16 protein-coding genes and 1 tRNA gene are annotated in these 18,315 nt (G+C 52.3%); 16 read left to right on the top strand and 1 reads right to left on the bottom strand.

The genetic code is table 11. The features are described 5' to 3' along the window. Positions 1–42 precede the first annotated feature (42 nt). From CGC65_RS05130 to CGC65_RS05170, 9 genes are all read left to right on the top strand, one after another. On the top strand, positions 43–1,443 hold the full coding sequence (locus CGC65_RS05130; RefSeq protein WP_002567999.1) for an amidohydrolase family protein: 1,401 nt from the start codon (positions 43–45) through the stop codon (positions 1,441–1,443). A gap of 10 nt (positions 1,444–1,453) precedes the next feature. Then, positions 1,454–2,461, top strand: coding sequence for a dihydrofolate reductase family protein (locus tag CGC65_RS05135; RefSeq protein WP_002567998.1), 1,008 nt, complete (start codon positions 1,454–1,456; stop codon positions 2,459–2,461). 17 nt (positions 2,462–2,478) lie between these two features. Then, on the top strand, positions 2,479–3,897 hold the full coding sequence (lpdA, locus tag CGC65_RS05140) for a dihydrolipoyl dehydrogenase (RefSeq protein ID WP_002567997.1): 1,419 nt from the start codon (positions 2,479–2,481) through the stop codon (positions 3,895–3,897). A gap of 21 nt (positions 3,898–3,918) precedes the next feature. After that, entirely contained in the window at positions 3,919–4,266 is a 348-nt protein-coding gene (locus CGC65_RS05145) for an antibiotic biosynthesis monooxygenase (RefSeq protein ID WP_002567996.1), read from the top strand. Continuing rightward, a complete protein-coding gene (locus CGC65_RS05150) occupies positions 4,266–5,027 on the top strand; it encodes an MBL fold metallo-hydrolase (protein WP_002567995.1) in 762 nt (253 codons plus the stop codon). The genes CGC65_RS05145 and CGC65_RS05150 overlap by 1 nt, the downstream gene beginning before the upstream one ends. Before the next feature lie 20 nt (positions 5,028–5,047). Continuing rightward, complete coding sequence (gene pduL / locus CGC65_RS05155) at positions 5,048–5,686, top strand: phosphate propanoyltransferase (protein ID WP_002567994.1); 639 nt, start codon at positions 5,048–5,050, stop codon at positions 5,684–5,686. 11 nt (positions 5,687–5,697) lie between these two features. Next, the gene (locus CGC65_RS05160; protein ID WP_002567993.1) at positions 5,698–7,071 is read left to right on the top strand and encodes an MATE family efflux transporter; all 1,374 of its coding nucleotides are present in this window, start codon (positions 5,698–5,700) and stop codon (positions 7,069–7,071) included. Between the two features lie 104 nt (positions 7,072–7,175). Then, positions 7,176–7,247, top strand: a tRNA-Gln gene (locus CGC65_RS05165). 140 nt (positions 7,248–7,387) lie between these two features. Beyond that, complete coding sequence (locus tag CGC65_RS05170; RefSeq protein ID WP_002567992.1) at positions 7,388–8,455, top strand: P1 family peptidase; 1,068 nt, start codon at positions 7,388–7,390, stop codon at positions 8,453–8,455. Here the strand turns inward: CGC65_RS05170 and CGC65_RS05175 are convergent. Continuing rightward, a complete protein-coding gene (locus CGC65_RS05175; protein ID WP_002567991.1) occupies positions 8,452–10,563 on the bottom strand; it encodes a sigma 54-interacting transcriptional regulator in 2,112 nt (703 codons plus the stop codon). The two genes, CGC65_RS05170 and CGC65_RS05175, sit on opposite strands and share 4 nt — an antisense overlap. Positions 10,564–10,798: 235 nt before the next feature. Between CGC65_RS05175 and CGC65_RS05180 the strand changes: the two genes are divergently transcribed. From CGC65_RS05180 to CGC65_RS05210, 7 genes are all read left to right on the top strand, one after another. After that, entirely contained in the window at positions 10,799–12,484 is a 1,686-nt protein-coding gene (locus CGC65_RS05180) for a glutathione ABC transporter substrate-binding protein (RefSeq protein WP_002567990.1), read from the top strand. A gap of 99 nt (positions 12,485–12,583) precedes the next feature. Continuing rightward, positions 12,584–13,504 (top strand): ABC transporter permease subunit, encoded by a 921-nt coding sequence (locus CGC65_RS05185; RefSeq protein WP_002567989.1) that lies wholly within the window; start codon positions 12,584–12,586, stop codon positions 13,502–13,504. Between the two features lie 16 nt (positions 13,505–13,520). Next, complete coding sequence (locus tag CGC65_RS05190) at positions 13,521–14,399, top strand: ABC transporter permease subunit (protein WP_002567988.1); 879 nt, start codon at positions 13,521–13,523, stop codon at positions 14,397–14,399. 11 nt (positions 14,400–14,410) lie between these two features. Then, positions 14,411–15,406 carry an ABC transporter ATP-binding protein gene (locus CGC65_RS05195; protein WP_002567987.1) on the top strand — a complete coding sequence of 332 codons (996 nt, stop codon included), beginning with the start codon at positions 14,411–14,413 and terminating at the stop codon, positions 15,404–15,406. Continuing rightward, complete coding sequence (locus CGC65_RS05200; RefSeq protein WP_002567986.1) at positions 15,406–16,398, top strand: ABC transporter ATP-binding protein; 993 nt, start codon at positions 15,406–15,408, stop codon at positions 16,396–16,398. The genes CGC65_RS05195 and CGC65_RS05200 overlap by 1 nt, the downstream gene beginning before the upstream one ends. Beyond that, on the top strand, positions 16,395–17,195 hold the full coding sequence (locus CGC65_RS05205; RefSeq protein ID WP_002567985.1) for a M55 family metallopeptidase: 801 nt from the start codon (positions 16,395–16,397) through the stop codon (positions 17,193–17,195). Before CGC65_RS05200 ends, CGC65_RS05205 begins: the two co-directional genes overlap by 4 nt. Before the next feature lie 28 nt (positions 17,196–17,223). After that, on the top strand, positions 17,224–18,312 hold the full coding sequence (locus CGC65_RS05210; protein WP_002567984.1) for a M42 family metallopeptidase: 1,089 nt from the start codon (positions 17,224–17,226) through the stop codon (positions 18,310–18,312). The last annotated feature ends 3 nt before the right edge of the window (positions 18,313–18,315 follow it).

The following is an 18,315-nucleotide window of genomic DNA, read 5'->3' on the forward strand; positions in this document are numbered from 1 at the left end:
TATTCATTCCCGCTATCTGCGCGCCAACAGGAGGAAAGCCATATGAAAAAAGCAGACGTTATGATTAAAAATGCATATATCATAACAATGGATCATGACAGAAACATAATCAGCAATGGATGCATTGTGATTGATAAAGACAAGATTACAGCGGTTGGAGGCGGGGAACTGGCATCCTGCTACGAAGCCTCCAGGGTGGTTGACGCAAAGGGAAAGTTCGTATTTCCGGGCATGATAAGCACCCACTCCCATTTGTTCCAGACCATGTTAAAGGGCCTGGGCAGGGATAAACTTTTGTTTGACTGGCTGGACAGCTCCGTGCGTACGGCCCTGCACCGGTTTGACGGGGAAATGTGTTACTACGCTGCCCTGACAGGATGTATGGAAGCCATTCAGTCAGGCACCACCACCCTATTGGACTATATGTACTGCCATACCAGCCCGGGTCTCAGCGATTATGTGACCCAGGCCATGGAGGATATCGGAATACGCGGCATATACGGCCGGGGCTTCACCAATACCGCAAATTTCCCGCCGGAATTTAAGGTGGCCCATCACGATACGGAACAGGATATGTTTGACGATGTGAGGCGTCTGTACAAAAAGTATGAAGGGCACAGCAGAATGAGCGTTGCCCTGGCGCCGGGCATCATCTGGGACAACACGGATGACGGCTACCGGGAGATGCGCAAAATGGCCGATGAGATGCATATTCCCCTTACCATGCATGTGCTGGAATCAGAGGATGACGATAAGTACTGCAGGGAAGTAAGGGGAGGAAGGACCATACCCCATCTGGAACGCCTGGGATTTATCGGACCTGATTTTATCGCGGTGCACTGTGTCTGCATGGAAGAGGAGGACTTTGACATCTTCAAACAGTATGATGTGAAGGTCAGCCACAATCCGGTGTCCAACATGATTCTTGCCTCCGGCGTGGCTCCGGTTGAGAGGATGGTAAAGGAAGGGCTGACAGTCAGCCTTGCCTGCGACGGCTCAGCCAGCAACGATACCCAGGATATGATGGAGGTGTTAAAGACAACCGCCCTGCTCCAAAAGGTACATTTAAGAGACGCGGCCGCCATGCCGGCCTCCAGGGTTCTGGAACTGGCAACCCTGGGAGGCGCAAAGGCAGTTATGCGGGAGGGGGATCTGGGGGCAATCGCGGCGGGAATGAAGGCGGACCTGGTAATCTACGACCCCTTCCACGGCCGTTCCATACCGGTACATGACCCGGTCAGCGCAATTGTATATTCTTCCAGTCAGGCAAATATTGAGTCTGTCATGGTGGACGGCGTGTTTGTAATGGAGCACAAGCGCATGACCATGATTGATGAAGAAAAAGTATTATATGCCACCCAGAAGGCGGCTGAAAAGCTGATAAACGAAGTGGGGCTGGGCAACACGCAGTGGGGCAGGAAGATTGGAAACCTGGGGCTATAGGAGGAAATGAATGAACGAATTAGTGTTCTTTGAAATACCAAAACAGAATTTAAAGATTCAAATTGTCAAAAAAAGTAATGAGATTTTGGAACAGATAAGGAAAGAATCTGCCGAGACAGCGGTGATGCCGGATGTGGCTCAGTACTACACGGATATTTATTTTCCAAAAGCACCTTCAGACAGGCCCTATACATTTTCCTCCATCGTGCTTTCTTCGGACGGCAAAATGGCCTATGGGGATAATCCCTCCGGACCGCTCATAGCAAAAAATAACTTTCTGGACCCGGACGGCTCCCTGGGAGATTTCTGGGTGCTGAATGTACTGCGGGCCTATGCGGACGGAATCATCATAGGCGCCCGCACCCTGCTCAGTGAACCGGGCATCACCTGCCATGTATATGAGGAACGTCTGACCAGGCAGCGCAGGGAAGTGCTTGGGAAGAAGTACCAGCCCTGCGGCGTGATTGTATCGTTAGACGGTACGGATATTCCCTTTGACCATTATATTTTCGATGTAGACCCAAAGGAAGAGTATAAACTGGTGATAGCCACGTCCCCCAGGGGCGCCGAATACATAATGGCCAATTCCCCGCTGAAGCATCCTGTAATTGGGCCCTTTAAGACAATTGAGGATGTGGATCATGCGGATTTGGGTGAGCTTTACACAGATTTTAACGCGTTCCCGGTTATAGTGACGGGCCAGGGAGAGAACCCCGATACAAAGGTGCTCATGTATGCCCTTAAGAAATGGGGGCTGGAAAAGCTCTGTATCGAGGCGCCGTCCTACTGCACCCATTTGCTGCAGCAGGGAATGCTGGATGAATACTTTATCAATTATTCCATGGTATTTGCGGGCGGCCAAAAATCGCCGGGCTATGCATCGGAATTCGGGCACATGGATCATCCCCACGCAGATTTTCTGACACTGGGAATCCATGAAAGCAATTTCATATTTACCCGTCAGAAAATTCGTTACGGTGTTACAAATGAGACGGATTTGTCGGGATATAAGTACTGATACGGAGTGAGTGTCAGATGGGAGGAACTATGGCAGGTACGGATTTGGTGGTAATCGGCGCAGGACCGGGCGGATATGTGGCCGCAATCAGGGCTGCGCAGCTGGGAATGAAGGTAGTGATTGCAGAAAAGGACGCATGCGGCGGGACCTGTCTGAATTATGGGTGCATTCCCACAAAAGCGCTTTATAAAAATGCCCAGGTAATGGGCTATATGGACCACAGCAGGGAATTTGGAATTGAGATTGACGGATACAGGCTGGATATGGAGCAGGTGCAGGCCCGCAAGAACAAGATTGTAAAGACGCTGACCGGAGGAGTGGAATATCTGCTGAAGTCCAATAAGGTGGCCATTGAGAAGGGCTGCGCTAAAATCATAAAAGCCGGTCTGGTGGAAGTGACCGGCAAGGACGGCACTGTAAAGCGGCTGGAGACAAAGCGGATTCTCATTGCATCCGGTTCCAAATCATCCAGGCTTCCCATTGAGGGGATGGACCTGGAGGGCGTTATTACCAGCAAAGAGGCTCTGGATATGAAGACGGTGCCGGAGGAAATCGTGATCATCGGCGGAGGAGTGATTGGCATTGAATTTGCCGGCATTTACCAGTCCTTTGGCGCAAAGGTAACCGTGGTGGAGTTTATGCCCCACATTATTCCGAATGTGGACGTGGAAATCACAGCCAGATTAAAGAGTCTGCTGGAAAAGCGCGGTATTTCAATCATGACAGGATCTAAGGTTGAGAAGATTGAGAAAAAAGGAAACAATCTGTCTGTGCAGGTGGATGCAGGCGGCAAAAAGCAGGTTCTTTCCTGCGGGCAGGTTCTTGTGTCAACCGGACGTGAAATGGACGCGGATGGCCTGAACCTGGATGGCGCGGGAGTGCGGTATGACCGCAAAGGAATAAAGGTAGACGAAAATTATGAGACCAATGTGCCGGGAATCTACGCAATCGGAGACGTGACAGGACGCGTCATGCTGGCCCATGTGGCATCGGAGGAGGGCAAGACAGCTGTTGAGCGCATGGCAGGAGAGAATACAGAGGTGGATTACAGCCTGATTCCCAATTCCATTTTTACCTTTCCGGATGTGTCCAGCATCGGGTTATCGGAAGAACAGGCAAAGGAGCAGGGAATCGAATATATTACCAGCAAATACCAGTTCTCCGGCAACGGCAAGGCCCTTACCATGGGGGACGCCGAGGGTATGGTGAAGGTGATTGCCGCAAAAGACAAATCCAGGCTGTTAGGGGTACATATCATCGGCCCCAATGCAAGCGATTTGATTGCGGAGGCAGCTATTGCAATGAACGGAATGTTTACGGTGGAGGAGGCAGCCGGTGTCATGCACGGGCACCCCACGCTCTCAGAGGCCTTTGACGAGGCGGTATCCAATCTCCTGGGAAAAGCCATTCACATGCCGCCGGTAAAAAACAGGTAATCAGGAAAAGGAGGCGCGCACATGGAACTGAGAGTAAACGAACCTGGCCTTTTTATCGAGGAACTGGTATTCCAAATCAGGCCGGAACAGGTAAAACGTTATGTGGAATTAGAATATGAAATCATGGCAAAAGAGCTGGCTGGGCTGGATGGCTTTTGCGGGTGGCAGATTTGGGTGAGCGAAACCAATCCCGGCCGTGTGACGTCTCTTTATTTCTGGAAGGACCATGCATCCTACCGGAATCTTGACCAGGAATGGCTTTCCGGGAAAAAGGATGAGATAACCAGGGCGTTTGGGGCTGAAAACATGACGTTTGTGAGGGTGGGTCATGAAACAGACCGAAGGTACCAGATGCGCAGTCTCGCCTGATGGGAACGATCCATATCACCCTGGTGGCCAATGCGGGCTTGTTATTGGAGTCCGGGGGGCGAAAGCTGCTGCTGGACGGTCTGCACAGCCAGGAGAACGGGATGTTCAGTCCTGTGCCTCCCTGTATACGGGAGCAGATCATGAAAAGGATTCCTCCCTTTGACGGAATCAGATGGGTGGCTTTTACCCATTTTCATGAGGATCATTTTGATTTGGACCTGGTAAACCGGTATTTGCAGGAGGCAGCACCTGAGATGCTGGTGATGCCGGAGGATACACCGAATGGCGTATCCTCAAAACTTAAGGCAGGCGTATGCAGCACAGAGGCCATTGAGCTGCCGATGGGCCAGTGCCGGAGCATACGTCTGTGGGAGACGGGAAGCCTGACAGCCTTTCCCTCAAGGCATGCGGGCAGGGAGTATGAGACGGTCAGCCACCTTTGCTATGTGCTGGAGGCTGACGGAAAAAAGGTATTGATCCTGGGAGACTCGGATTATGACAGCGTGTTTTTTAAACAAATGGCAGGAGCAATGGAATTTGACGCTGTGATTGCCAATCCGCTTTTTCTGCATCTTCCCAGGGGGCGCAGGGTGTTTACACAGTCCATACGGACAAAAGAGATTATTTTTTGTCACCTTCCGTTTGCGGAGGATGACCAGATTCATTTCCGGAATATGATGTCAGAAGACATGAGACAATATGAAACAATACTGCCACCCATGAAGGCGCTTACGGATCCGCTTCAAAAAGTGAGCATTTAGTATGTCAGGAGGATATAATTGTGGGGCAGAATATATTGATTGAAATATCAGCAAGACACATTCATTTATCAAAAGAGCATTTAGAGATACTTTTTGGGGAAGGCTATGAACTGACAGTGAAGAAAATGTTAAGCCAGCCAGGACAATTTGCATGCGAGGAACGGGTGAGCGTGATTGGACCTAAGGGTAAGTTCTCCATGTCTGTGCTGGGACCTGTGAGAGAGCGCACCCAGGTGGAAATTTCACTGACAGATGCCAGGACCATAGGGGTCAGCGCGCCCATACGGGAATCCGGCGATGTGGAGGGAAGCGGCAGCTGTGTACTGGAAGGCCCCAGGGGAACGGTTATTCTGAAGGAAGGGGTTATTGCGGCAAAACGCCACATACACACCACGCCGGAGGATGCCGAAAGACTGGGGGTGACTGACCGTGAAACAGTTGCTTTTGAGGTAAATATCAATGACCGGTCGTTGATTTTTAAGGACATGGTGGTCCGGGTCAGCGAACACTATTCCACGGCTGCCCATATTGACACGGATGAGGCAAACGCGGTGGCCATGTCGGGCACGGTCTATGGAACCATAGTAAAACTGAGGGGAAATGGATTGGCGGATTCCGGTTTGACAGATTCTGATTTGGCGGATTCATCAATCGCTTAAACGAGGAGAACATGAGGCAAATAGAAAAACAGACCCGGACAGACGGGGAGAATAAGATGGGGGTCATGCCGGTCAACCGTCTGCTGGTGACCATGGCGCTGCCGATTATGATATCCATGATTATCCAGGCCATGTACAATATAGTGGACAGCCTGTTCGTTGCCAGAATCAGCGAACAGGCGCTGACCGCGGTTTCGCTGGCATATTCGGTGCAGAATCTTCTGATTGGAGTGGCAGTGGGGACAGGTGTGGGTGTGAATTCCCTGCTGTCCCGGTATCTGGGGGAACAAAACCGGGAAGGCGTCAACAAGACAGCTGTAAACGGGATTTTCATTATGCTGGTTACCTATCTGTTCTTCCTGGTGTTTGGGTTGTTTTTCACCAGGACGTTTTTCAAATTACAGACAGATTCAGAAGAAATCATAGAGCTGGGAGTACAGTACCTGTCCATTTGCCTGATTTTTTCAGTGGGCGTGCTGGAGCAGGTTGTGCTGGAACGGATATTGCAGGGAACCGGAAAAACAATTTATACCATGATTACACAGGGGGCGGGAGCTGTTATTAATATAATTCTCGACCCTATTCTGATTTTCGGATTATTGGGATTTCCCAGAATGGGTATCAGCGGGGCAGCCATAGCCACTGTGACAGGGCAGCTGGCCGGCATGGGGATGAACGTCTATTTTAACAAGCGGGTCAACCATGAGGTGCAGTTTGTTTTCCGGGGGTTCAGGCCGGATATGGGAATCATAAAGCAGATATACAGGGTGGGAATCCCGGCCATTGTAATGCAGTCCATCGCGTCTGTCATGACCTTTGGACTGAACCAGATACTGATTTCCTACACGGCCACAGCCGCGGCAGTGATGGGAGTCTATTTTAAAATCCAGAGTTTTATCTTCATGCCCGTATTCGGCCTCAATAACGGCATGATACCTATTATCGGATATAATCTGGGGGCGGGAAGACCTGGGCGCATACGAAAGGCCATCCATTACAGCCTGGGATATGCCACAGCCATCATGGCGGCAGGCTTTGTACTGTCCCAGGTTTTTGCGGTGGAGATAATGGCAATGTTTAATGCCTCTGAGCACATGATGTCCATTGGGGTGACGGCGCTGAGGGTGATTAGCTTCGGCTACCTGTCCGCCTCTGTTTCCGTTATTTACAGCGCCGTATTCCAGGCGCTGGGAAGAGGGATGGAAAGCCTGGTTATCTCCTTTTTCCGGCAGCTGATTGTACTGCTGCCGGCCGCCTGCATACTGGCAGCAATGTTTGGGCTGGATGCGCTGTGGTGGTCCTTTCCCATTTCGGAGACAATGGCGGCATTGCTGGCATGGGTATGGTGGAAACATATCCGCAGGCAGATGGCGGGGCAGGTGTAAGGGTCCGGAACACAGGAATTCTGTAAAAGTGGGTTTCAAAAACTTGCAAACCGGTAAATTCTATGGTATTATAATTTGGCATGCCGGATTACTATATGGCTTGTTGGGCCGTCGCCAAGCGGTAAGGCACAGGACTTTGACTCCTGCACTCGAGGGTTCGAATCCCGCCGGCCCAGTACATGGGAAAGTCCGCAGAGACGCAAGTTACAAGGCGTTTCTGCGGGCTTTTCTTCTATAAATAATGTATTGCACATAATACTATAATTCAATACTATAATCCACATGGAGGCCGGAGGCTGTGGGAGGAGGAAAGAAGATGGAGAGAAAAAGAATCAGGGATTTTGGCATTGTGCCGGGCGTCATGAAAACCGGACCTAAAAATAAGATTACAGACGTGCCTGGCGTGCTGGTAGGCCATAAGACAGTGAGAAATGGGGACAACAAAACCGGCGTCACGGTCATTGTGCCGGGACCGGGAAATGTATTTGAACGCAAGTTCATCGCTGCGGGATATGTGCACAATGGATTCGGCAAGACCTGCGGCCTGGTCCAGGTGGAGGAGCTGGGAACCCTGGAGACGCCCATTGCCCTGACCAATACCCTGAACGTGGGGCTGGCAGCCGACGCCCTGGTGGAGTATACCATCAGGCAGTGCGAAAAGGACCAGGTGGAGGTCACATCCGTAAGCCCGGTTGTGGGTGAGTGCAATGACTGCAGAATTAACCGTATCCAGCACAGGGCTGTGTCCATGGAGGATGTGATGGAGGCATTTTCCGGTGCTGGTGAGGATTTTGAGGAGGGTGATGTGGGCGCAGGCACGGGAACTGTGTGCTACGGCCTGAAGGGAGGAATCGGATCCGCCTCCAGAGTTATGAGAATCGGCGGGGTAAATTACACGCTGGGGGTTCTGGTGCAGTCCAATTTCGGGGCGACAGAGGACCTGGTCATAGACGGCATCCGGGCCGGCCAACGGATTCTGGAGGAAAAGGAAAGGCGCAGGAAGATGGCCACCGCAGAACAGGACCAGGGGTCCATCATGACCATTATCGCCACGGATCTGCCTGTCAGTGACCGTCAGCTAAAGCGCATCATCCGCAGGGCCGGTGTGGGCATTGCCAGGACAGGCGCCTACACCGGACACGGCAGCGGTGAGGTCATGATTGGGTTCACCACCGCAGGCCGCCTGCAGGGAAAGGACAGTCCGGAAATCATGACAAGCACCTGCATCAGGGAGGATCTGATTAACGTGGCCTTCAAGGCAGCCGCGGAAGCTGTCAATGAAGCCATCCTGAATTCCATGACAGCAGCCGGACGTACCGGGGGACTGGCAGGGGAGGTGTATTACAGCCTGTCGGAGTTCCTTCCGCAGATTCTTAAACATTAATGGCGAAGGGACATCAGCCCCTGTTCTGTTATCTCGCAGCCTCCCCTGGTGCGGTTGATGCGGATAAGTCCTTCTTCGGATAATTCTTTCAGCAGCCCCCGCAGGCGGCCGTCGCTTAATTCCACGCCGGCCTCTGCCAGGGCATTTTTTATGGCTCCCCGGCCGATGCGGGGGGAGGCAGCTATGGCAGCCAGCACCCTGAGGCGGACCGGACTGTGGTCCTGGTCGGACTTTCGCATCTGGTTCCTGATATAGGAGGGAAGCTGTGCCAGTATCAGGGGATGGGCGGCGTAGTGGGAGAAGAAATAACGGGTCAGGTTGTATAGCTCCTGGACATTGCCGGGATAATCGTAGTCCATCATGAAGTCAAAGAGACTGGGGGACAAAAGGTCGCGGGCCATAAGGCTTTTATTGTGGAACAGTTCACGGAAGAACTGGTCCATGAGCAGGGGAATGTCCTCCCTGCGTTTCCTGAGAGGCAGGGTGTCGATGGAGGCCGCATTCAGAAGGAAGAACAGCTCTTCCCGGAAGGTGCCCTGCTTTACCATCCCGTACAGGTCCTGACCGGCTGTGGCGATGATGCGCACGTCAAAGGGGGAGAAGCGGGTTCCAAAGACATTTCCGGTCCGGTTGTCCTGAAGAATGTGAATCAGGAGTCCCTGAATCTCAGGAGACAGGTACTCGGCGCTGTCAATGAGCAGGGTTCCGTGGTTGGCCTCTTTGAACAGTCCTAACATCTGGGAGAGAGGATCCGAGACAGTCAGAGCTGCGCCTGACAGACAGGAGGTCCCGCCCGGATCGGATAGCACGCCTGGGCCGGGAGCGCTGTCCGGGCCGGAAACTTCATTTGGGCCGGAGACCCCGTTTATCCTTGCGGCCGCATTAAGCCCCATGGGCATATTCAGGCAGACAAAGGGATGCTGCCTCCTGGAGGATGTCTTATGTATGGCTCTGGCCAGGAGTTTTTTCTGGGTGCCGCTCTCTCCCTGAATCAGCACAGGGAAGTCATAGAGGGAGAGCCTTCTGGCATATTCCAGGATATTCTTCATGGGCTCCGAGGCAGTGGTAAAACTGGTGAACATGCTGTCCGCATATCTGGAGTCGGAGAATACAGGGTCAGGGAGAGGCGGGTAATCCCCGGTCCCGTCAGCCAGCACAGGACACGGCGTGCTGTTGAGCAGGTAAAGGGGCTCATGGTTGGGCAGCAGCAGTTCAAGGGAGCTGAGCAGGAGATGCTTTCCGCTGCGGTTCATCACCTTGTAATCCGCACTGTGACAGAAATCCATGCCTTTGCAGGGCTGGGGCAGAAACTGTGACAGGTTCCGGCCCGTGGTGCCTGTCTCAGGCAGCTCCAGGTCCATGGAGAATCTGCGGTTGACCATATTGATTTCCCCGCGGACCGACAGAAGGCACAGGCCTATGGGAAGATTGCTGATAACGGTCTGGAGAAGCTGCCTGGAATAGATGTAGTCCTGGTAATAGGCGCTGGTCAGCTTGGCAATCTGCATGATGCTGTTCACATAGGATTTGGTAATCTGGTTGGACAGGCTGGCGGGAAGATGAAAGTACTCGCACAGCTCATTGACAGTGGAGATGTCAATGATGCGGTTGCCGATATCAATGACATTGGTGATATGGCTGGGAACCAGCTGGGGCTCGCCCACGGTGATGGCATAGTGGATGGACTCGTCGGCCTGGATGCATCCGGGATAAAAGGGTTCAAACCGGTACTGCACCACCCCTGCCTCCTTGAGCTGGTCCATGATGGTGACAATGGAGTCATAGGTATCGTTTACTATGTAGACACGCTCACCGGGCGGTATGCGGATGATTTGGTCCAGACAGGCATGGTTGAAGGTCCTGGTACAGATAATCTGCATGACCTCCTTTGGGATGGATATGGGAAATTCTGACTGGACCAGGGGGCTGGAAAAAAGGATGCACTGGTATCCCTTGATTTGCTCCGGCCGCTGGACCTGGTCCAGCCCAATTGTATCAAAGGCAATATGGGCTCCCAATATCTTGTGGAGATAGCTCTGGAATTCAAGGCGTATGCTGGAATTGATGCTGACGATGAGCACATGGTATTTTGGCTGGCTTCTGTCCATGTTTTATCCTCCTGTGTCTTATTGGGTTAATTATAACAAAAAAATTAGGATACAACAACCTAATGACTTTAAATTTTAAATTGTAACGAATGCTTTACGGAAAAAAGAATGATTTATTTGACAAGGCAGCACAGAAACGTGTAAAATTATTGTAAGCAAGGATGCTTACGAAATGAGCGTGAGAGCTGTAGGTTTCCAGGCTTTTTTTGTATCATCATAAAAAGGAGGATATTCTATGAAGAAAAGCGGAAAGAAGCTGTGCGCCCTGGCACTGGCTGCTGCCATGCTGGGATTGACGGCATGCGGTTCATCATCAGGCACCACTGATACGACCACGGCAGCTGCAGGCGGGGCGGCAGCTACAGAAGAAACGACAGCAGCGGCAGCTGTTGCGGAGGGAGAGTCTGTTTCACAGGAAACAGATATTATAGGAGCAGTCAATGTGGACTTTACCACACTGGATCCGTTAGATACCAGCGACACCCTCTCAGGAGGCGTTCAGCGTCTTATCATGGACGGATTGTTTGGGTTTGACGACGAAATGAAAATCATTCCCATGCTGGCAACGGAGTATACGGCCAATGACAGCGCCACGGAGTTCACCATCAAGCTGAGAGAGGGAATCACATTCTCTGACGGAACCCCATGGAACGCAGAGGCGGCCAAAGCCAACTTTGACCGTTGGGCGGACAAGTCCTTAGGACTTAAGAGAACCACATTGTTATGTAATATACTGGATACCACTACGGTTCAGGATGATTATACAATCGTAGTAAAACTGTCCTCACCCTTTGGCGCGTTCATTGAGACACTGGCCCATCCGGCCTGCGTGGTCATGAGCCCCAAGGTAATCGAGCAGGGCTCCACGGCATGCGCAGAGGCCCCCATTGGCACAGGACAGTATACATTTAAAGAGTGGATTCAGGGAGACCACCTTACGGTTGAGCTGAACAAGGACTGGTGGGGCTATGACGCTGACATCTGCGGCGGCACGGCTCTGGCTGACAAGGACGCCGGCTTCAAGAGCATCACCTTAAAGCCTGTACCTGAGTCCGCCACCAGGGTTGCCATGATTCAGTCCGGCGATGCCCAGCTTATCTGGCCTGTACCGGATGAAAACCTGGCAGGACTTAAATCCGATCCCAACGTGATCGTGGGACAGGACCAGGGCCTGGTAGTCCGTTACCTGATGATGAACAACCAGAAGAAACCATTCAATGACAAGAAAGTCCGTCAGGCTATCAACTATGCTATCAATAAAGAGGCATATGTGGCAGTTGTCAAGAATGGCAACTCTGAGCCGGGAACCTCTGTCATTGCTCCCAAGCTTCAGTACTACAAGGGAAATGATCCTTATCCATACGACATCGAGAAGGCAAAATCACTGCTTGCAGAGGCAGGCTATCCGGACGGCTTTAAGACAACCCTGATATTTGCCAACACTTCCGCCAACATGAAGCAGGGCGAGTTCTTAAAGCAGCAGCTTGCCGAGGTGGGTATTGATGTTGAGCTTATCAGCCTGGAGAGCGCAATTGTAAACGAGAAGGTCCAGGATACGGACGCTCCCGGCGCAGAGGCAGAAGTTGATATGTACATCATCGGCTGGTCATCCTCTACCGGCGACGCGGACTGGGGAATCCGTCCTCTGCTGGCAAAAGAGTCTGAGCCTCCTATGAGCTACAATATCTGCTATTTCGAGAACGAGGAATTAGACGGATATCTGAAGGACGGCCTGAACACAGCTGACCGTGATAAGAGAGCAGAAGCATATGCCAAGGCTCAGGACCTGATTTGGGAAGAGAGTCCTCTGGTATGTCTGGCAACTGACTTCAACTCCTGGGCAACTTCCAATAAGATGGTAAATGTAAAGATGTTCCCAGATAACTGCCTTAATATCAGAAATGGTAAGATGACGAAATAAAAGGCTTAAGGGTCTGGCGGAGGGGGATTCTCTGCCAGACCTTTTTAAGATAAAATACAGGGTGTATACCCAATAATGATATGAGAGGTGAGAGTTTATATGCTGAGATACATATGTAAAAGAGTTGTTGGAGTTATACCAACCCTGATTATCGTAGTTACGTTTGTATTCTTCTTTGTGCGCCTGATTCCCGGAGATCCGGCCAGGCAGGTGGCAGGACCGCAGGCAACCAAAGAGGACGTGGAACTGGTAAGGGAGCAGCTGGGCCTTAACAAGCCCCTTCCCCAGCAGTATATCAGCTACGTGACAGGACTTGTAAAGGGGGATTTGGGCACATCGCTGAGAACCAAGCGCCCGGTGCTGACTGAGGTCCAGGGCCGCTACATGAATACGGTGCAGCTCACCCTTTTAAGCCTGACCTGGAGCGTGATTGCAGGCGTCCTTATCGGCGTATGGTCAGGAAGGAACAGAAGCAAGTGGCAGGACTATACAGGAATGACCGTGGCTGTCTCAGGTATATCCATGCCCTCCTTCTGGATTGGGTTCATGCTTATCATGGTTTTTGCGGTCAAGTACAGGCTGCTGCCCACCACCGGGGCCGGCTCCTTCAAGAACCTGATTCTGCCGTCCATCACGCTGGGAGTCAGCATTGCGGCCATTATTGCCCGCTTTACCCGTTCCTCTGTCATCGAGGTGCTGAAGGAGGATTACGTGCGTACGGCCAGGGCCAAAGGCCTGCGGGAAAAGACGGTTATCTGGAAGCATGTGTTCCGTAACTGTATGATATCCGTGGTGACGGTTGTGGGACTTCAGTTCGGTTTTCTTCTGGGCGGTTCCGTTGTGACGGAAACTGTGTTCGCGTTTCCGGGACTTGGTTCCCTTCTGATTGAATCCGTAAACTACAGGGATTATCCCGCAATCCAGTCGCTGATTCTTATATTTTCCCTGCATTTCGTACTGATTAACCTGGTTGTGGACGTACTGTACGCAGTGCTGAATCCGGAAATCCAATTGAGCTAAAAGGGGGCGACAAAAGATGGCTAAGAATAAAGTGTTAACTGAAAAGACGGACATCAATACCCCGTTTTCAGAGTTTGTAAGAAAGTTTAAAAAACAGAAAACAGCCATGGTTGCCATGGTATTTCTGGTGTTTCTTGTGGTGCTGGCATTTATCAGCTATAAGATTGCCCCTTACGGCATCAATGAATATGATTACTCTGCCATTATGCAGCCGCCTACGGCCGCCCATCTTTTCGGCACCGATGAGTTCGGCAGGGATTTGTTTTCCAGGGTAATCTGCGGAACCAGGATTTCCCTCAGCGTGGGTCTGTTTGCAGTGACCGTGGGAATGCTTGTGGGAACCATTATGGGACTTTTGGCCGGATACTACGGCGGCATCGTTGATTCCATCATCATGCGTATCTGCGACGTGCTGCTGGCCTTCCCGGGACTTATCCTGGCTATTGCCATTGTGGCCATCCTGGGAAGCGGACTGTATAACGTGGTAATCGCGGTTGCGGTATTCAATATCCCCAAGTTTGCCCGTCTGGTGAGAGGCAATACACTGGAGACAAAGAACAGCGTGTTTGTACAGGCCGCCCGCAACATCGGAGCCGGCGACATGCGCATCCTGTTCAAGCATATCCTGCCCAGCGCCATTCCCAATATCATCGTACAGTACACCATGTCCATCGGAACCTCCATCATCACTGCTTCCAGCCTTAGCTTCTTAGGCATGGGCGCCCAGCCTCCCACACCTGAGTGGGGACTGCTTCTGAGCAATGGACGTAACTACATGCTGACAAGCTGGCATATCACCCTGTTTCCGGGTCTTGCAATCTTCTTTACCGTGCTCTGCTTCAATCTGCTGGGCGACGGCCTGAGAGACGCGCTGGATCCAAAACTGACTGATTAGGAGTGGGACTTATGGAGAATACGAATAATAATATTTTAGAGATTAAGAATCTGCACACCTACTTCTACACGGACAGCGGTGTGATTAAATCAGTAGATGGCGTGGATATTGAACTGAGAGAGGGCACAACCCTTGGAATCGTGGGAGAATCAGGCAGCGGCAAGAGCGTGACCGCCCTGTCCGTCATGGGACTTCTGATGGGAACCACAGGAAAGGTGGCGGAAGGGGAAATCCTGTTTGAAGGCCGCGATTTGACAAAGCTGGATGATGAGGAGCGCAGGAAGATGCGCGGGGAAAAGATTTCCATGATTTTCCAGGAACCAATGACCAGCCTGAACCCTGTCATGAAGATTGGGGACCAGATAACGGAATGTATCCTGATGCACAATAACATAAGCAAGCAGGAAGCCTGGGACAAGGCAGTGGAGATGCTGAAGCTGACAGGCGTTCCCAGGGTGGAGCGCATGATGAAGGAATATCCCTTCCAGCTCTCCGGCGGCCAGCGCCAGAGAGTCATGATAGCCATGGCGCTGGTGTGCAAGCCGAAAATCCTCATAGCGGATGAGCCTACCACGGCGTTGGACGTTACCATCCAGGCCCAGATTCTGGATTTGATGGAGAATCTGAAGCAGAAAACAGGAACCTCCATTCTGTTTATCACCCATGACCTTGGTGTGGTGGCAGAGGTTTGCGACGACGTGGTGGTCATGTACAGCGGCCGTGTGGTGGAGAAGGGCGACGTAAGGTCCATTTTTGCCAGTCCGTCCCATCCGTATACCAAGGGTCTTCTGGCATCTATTCCCAAGCTGGGAGAGTGCGCCGAGGAGCTGGAATCCATACCGGGCAATGTCCCCAATCCAAAGTACATGCCCCAGGGATGTAAATTCGCTCCCAGATGTTCCTGCGCCTTTGATAAGTGCAGGGAGGAAGAACCCGGCTTCTACGACGTGGGAGAAGGCCATATGAGCCGCTGCTGGCTCTGTGAAAAGAAAGGCGGTGACGCGTGATGGCAGATATCCTGCTGAATGTTGAAGGTATGAAAGTGTATTATCCTGTGAAGGGGGATTTTGGCAAAGGGCGTGAATTCGTCAAGGCGGTGGACGGCGTTTCCTTCGAGGTGCGAAAGGGCGAGGTGTTCGGCATCGTAGGCGAATCCGGCTGCGGCAAGTCCACATTGGGAAGGGGAATCTGCAAGCTGGAGACTCCCACGGCAGGTAAGATCGTCCTGTCCGGTGAAGATATCTCCTCCTATGGCAGAAAGCAGATGCGCTCCGTGCGCAAAAAGGTCCAGATGGTATTCCAGGACCCATATGCGTCCCTGAATCCCAGGATGTCTATATTTGACATCATCGCGGAGCCGTTAATCATACACGGCCTGACAAAGAGCAAGAAGGAACTGGAAGACCGCGTCATGGAGCTTCTGAGAAAGGTTGGACTGGATGATTACCATGCCAACCGTTATCCCCATGAATTTTCCGGCGGCCAGCGCCAGCGTATCGGAATCGCCAGGGCCCTGGCAGTTGAGCCGGAGCTGATCATAGCGGACGAGCCCGTGTCGGCCCTGGACGTGTCCATCCAGGCCCAGGTGTTAAACCTGCTGCACCAGCTTCAGAAGGAGTTTAACCTGACCTATATATTCGTGGCCCATGACCTGAGCGTGGTGGAGCATATCAGCGACCGGGTGGGCGTCATGTATCTGGGTAACTTTGTGGAGGTGGGGGACAAGCGCAAGCTGTACAGCAATCCCCTTCATCCTTACACCCAGGCCCTTCTGTCAGCCGTACCGGTACCGGATCCAACGGCAAAGAAGGACCGCATCATACTGGAGGGAAGCATCCCGTCGGCATTAAATCCGCCAAGCGGCTGCAAGTTCCACACCAGATGCCCCCGGTGCATGGACATCTGTAAGAAAAAGGCGCCGGAGCGCTACCAGGTATCCGACGACCATTATGTATACTGCCATCTCTATGATGACAAAATCAAGGAGAACAAGGGATGAAACTCTTTATCAGTGCAGATATAGAAGGGTGCGCAGGGGTGGCCCTGGCGTATGAGACTCATAAGAATGAAGCTGCATACGGTGAATTTGCAAAGCAGATGACAAAGGAAGTAGTGGCTGCCTGTGAGGCTGCCCATGAGGCGGGAGCCGACGAGATAGTGGTAAAGGACGGCCACGGGGACGCAACGAACATTGACCCTCTCTGCATGCCGGACTACGTGACCCTGATTCGGGGCAAAAGCGGTCACCCTTATAACATGATGTCCGGTCTGGATGATTCCTTTGACGGGGTCATGTACATAGGATACCATGCCCCGGCAGGAAATCCCGGATTTGCCATCAGCCACACCTCCACGGGCAACAGTCTGTATATCCGTTTAAATGGCAGCTGTATGAGTGAATTCATGCTGAACAGCTACACAGCTGCTTCACACAAGGTTCCGGTGCTGTTCCTGTCCGGGGACAGCACCATCTGCGGCCTGGCCAGGGAAATGGTGCCGGATATTACCACGGCCGTGACAAAGACCGGTCTGGGGGCATCCACTTACTGCAAGGCGCCGGGGCAGGTGGAGGAATCCATCCGCCAGGGAGTGAAGAAGGCGCTGGCCGGGAATCTCTCCCGGTGCAGTGTGGAGCTTCCGGAGACATTTACATATGAAGTGACCTATAAAGACTGGAAGAAGGCATACCAGATGTCCTTTTACCCGGGAATGAGGGCAGTGGACACATTTACCAACAGGCTGGAGACAGCCAGATGGATGGATGTGGTGACGGCCCATTGCTTTGTGATATATTAGAGCGCGTTTGAATAAGGAGATAACAGCAATGGATATAGAGATGTTTGGAAAGATATCAGATGCATTTGGCCCCAGCGGGTTTGAGGAAGAGGTGGTGCGCACCGTGGCGGGTTACTGCGGTAAGTACCAGGTGGAAAATGACGCCATGAACAACCTGTATGTGCGTATGCCGGGCAGGGCCGGGGATAAACCGGTGGTGCAGCTGGACGCCCATCTGGACGAGTGCGGTTTTATGGTGCAGTGCATCCATGACAACGGCTGCCTGGGAATCCTTATGCTGGGGGGCTTTCACCTGACCAACCTACCCGCCCACACGGTCATCATAAAAACAAGGGCCGGCAGGAAAATCAGGGGCATCATCATGTCAAAGCCCGTGCATTTCATGAATGATAAGGAGAGGGCTTCCCTGGAGCTTTGCATTGAAAAACTGTATGTGGACATCGGCGCCACAAACCGCAGGGAAGTGGAGGAGGACTTTGGCGTATCCATTGGAGATCCCATGGTCCCGGAGGTGTCCTTTTCCTATGATGAGGAACACGGGCTCTGCTTCGGCAAGGCATTTGACAACAGGGCCGGCTGCGCCTGCATCGTGGATACCATGGATAAGGTATATGACAGCAGGAATGAGCTGGCCGTGGATGTGGTGGGCGCTTTTGCGGCCCAGGAGGAAGTGGGAATGAGAGGGGCCACCGTAACCACCCAGGTGGTGAAGCCGGACCTGGCTATCCTGTTTGAGGGTTCCCCTTCGGATGACTTCTTCTTTTCCGCCACCCAGGCCCAGGGAAGAATGAAAAACGGCGTTCAGATCCGCCGCATGGACAAGAGCTATATATCCAATCCGGTGTTCATGGAATACGCCATGGAGCTGGCCGGCAAATTCGGTATCCGCTACCAGGAGGCGGTAAGGCGGGGAGGCAGCACCAATGCGGGCAGGATCAGCCTTATTGGAAAGGCGGTTCCGGTCCTTGTGCTGGGCGTGCCTTCCAGATACGTGCATTCCCATTATAATTTCTGTGCAAAGGATGACCTGGAGGCGGCTACGGAGCTGGCAGCCCAGGTAATCAAGGGGCTGGATGGAGAACGCATCCGCCATATCCTGCGCCAGGATATACTGTAGGGA

The sequence above is a fragment of the Enterocloster bolteae genome (assembly GCF_002234575.2).
GTDB classification, from domain to species: domain Bacteria; phylum Bacillota; class Clostridia; order Lachnospirales; family Lachnospiraceae; genus Enterocloster; species Enterocloster bolteae.

What these genes read in the sequence shown, in the direction of transcription:
- CGC65_RS05130 (WP_002567999.1), top strand. Translation starts at nt 43, where the DNA reads ATGAAAAAAGCAGACGTTATGATTAAAAATGCATATATCATAACAATG.
- CGC65_RS05135 (WP_002567998.1), top strand. Translation starts at nt 1,454, where the DNA reads ATGAACGAATTAGTGTTCTTTGAAATACCAAAACAGAATTTAAAGATT.
- lpdA (WP_002567997.1), top strand. Translation starts at nt 2,479, where the DNA reads ATGGGAGGAACTATGGCAGGTACGGATTTGGTGGTAATCGGCGCAGGA.
- CGC65_RS05145 (WP_002567996.1), top strand. Translation starts at nt 3,919, where the DNA reads ATGGAACTGAGAGTAAACGAACCTGGCCTTTTTATCGAGGAACTGGTA.
- CGC65_RS05150 (WP_002567995.1), top strand. Translation starts at nt 4,266, where the DNA reads ATGGGAACGATCCATATCACCCTGGTGGCCAATGCGGGCTTGTTATTG.
- CGC65_RS05160 (WP_002567993.1), top strand. Translation starts at nt 5,698, where the DNA reads ATGAGGCAAATAGAAAAACAGACCCGGACAGACGGGGAGAATAAGATG.
- CGC65_RS05170 (WP_002567992.1), top strand. Translation starts at nt 7,388, where the DNA reads ATGGAGAGAAAAAGAATCAGGGATTTTGGCATTGTGCCGGGCGTCATG.
- CGC65_RS05175 (WP_002567991.1), bottom strand. Translation starts at nt 10,563, where the DNA reads ATGGACAGAAGCCAGCCAAAATACCATGTGCTCATCGTCAGCATCAAT.
- CGC65_RS05180 (WP_002567990.1), top strand. Translation starts at nt 10,799, where the DNA reads ATGAAGAAAAGCGGAAAGAAGCTGTGCGCCCTGGCACTGGCTGCTGCC.
- CGC65_RS05185 (WP_002567989.1), top strand. Translation starts at nt 12,584, where the DNA reads ATGCTGAGATACATATGTAAAAGAGTTGTTGGAGTTATACCAACCCTG.
- CGC65_RS05190 (WP_002567988.1), top strand. Translation starts at nt 13,521, where the DNA reads ATGGCTAAGAATAAAGTGTTAACTGAAAAGACGGACATCAATACCCCG.
- CGC65_RS05195 (WP_002567987.1), top strand. Translation starts at nt 14,411, where the DNA reads ATGGAGAATACGAATAATAATATTTTAGAGATTAAGAATCTGCACACC.
- CGC65_RS05200 (WP_002567986.1), top strand. Translation starts at nt 15,406, where the DNA reads ATGGCAGATATCCTGCTGAATGTTGAAGGTATGAAAGTGTATTATCCT.
- CGC65_RS05205 (WP_002567985.1), top strand. Translation starts at nt 16,395, where the DNA reads ATGAAACTCTTTATCAGTGCAGATATAGAAGGGTGCGCAGGGGTGGCC.
- CGC65_RS05210 (WP_002567984.1), top strand. Translation starts at nt 17,224, where the DNA reads ATGGATATAGAGATGTTTGGAAAGATATCAGATGCATTTGGCCCCAGC.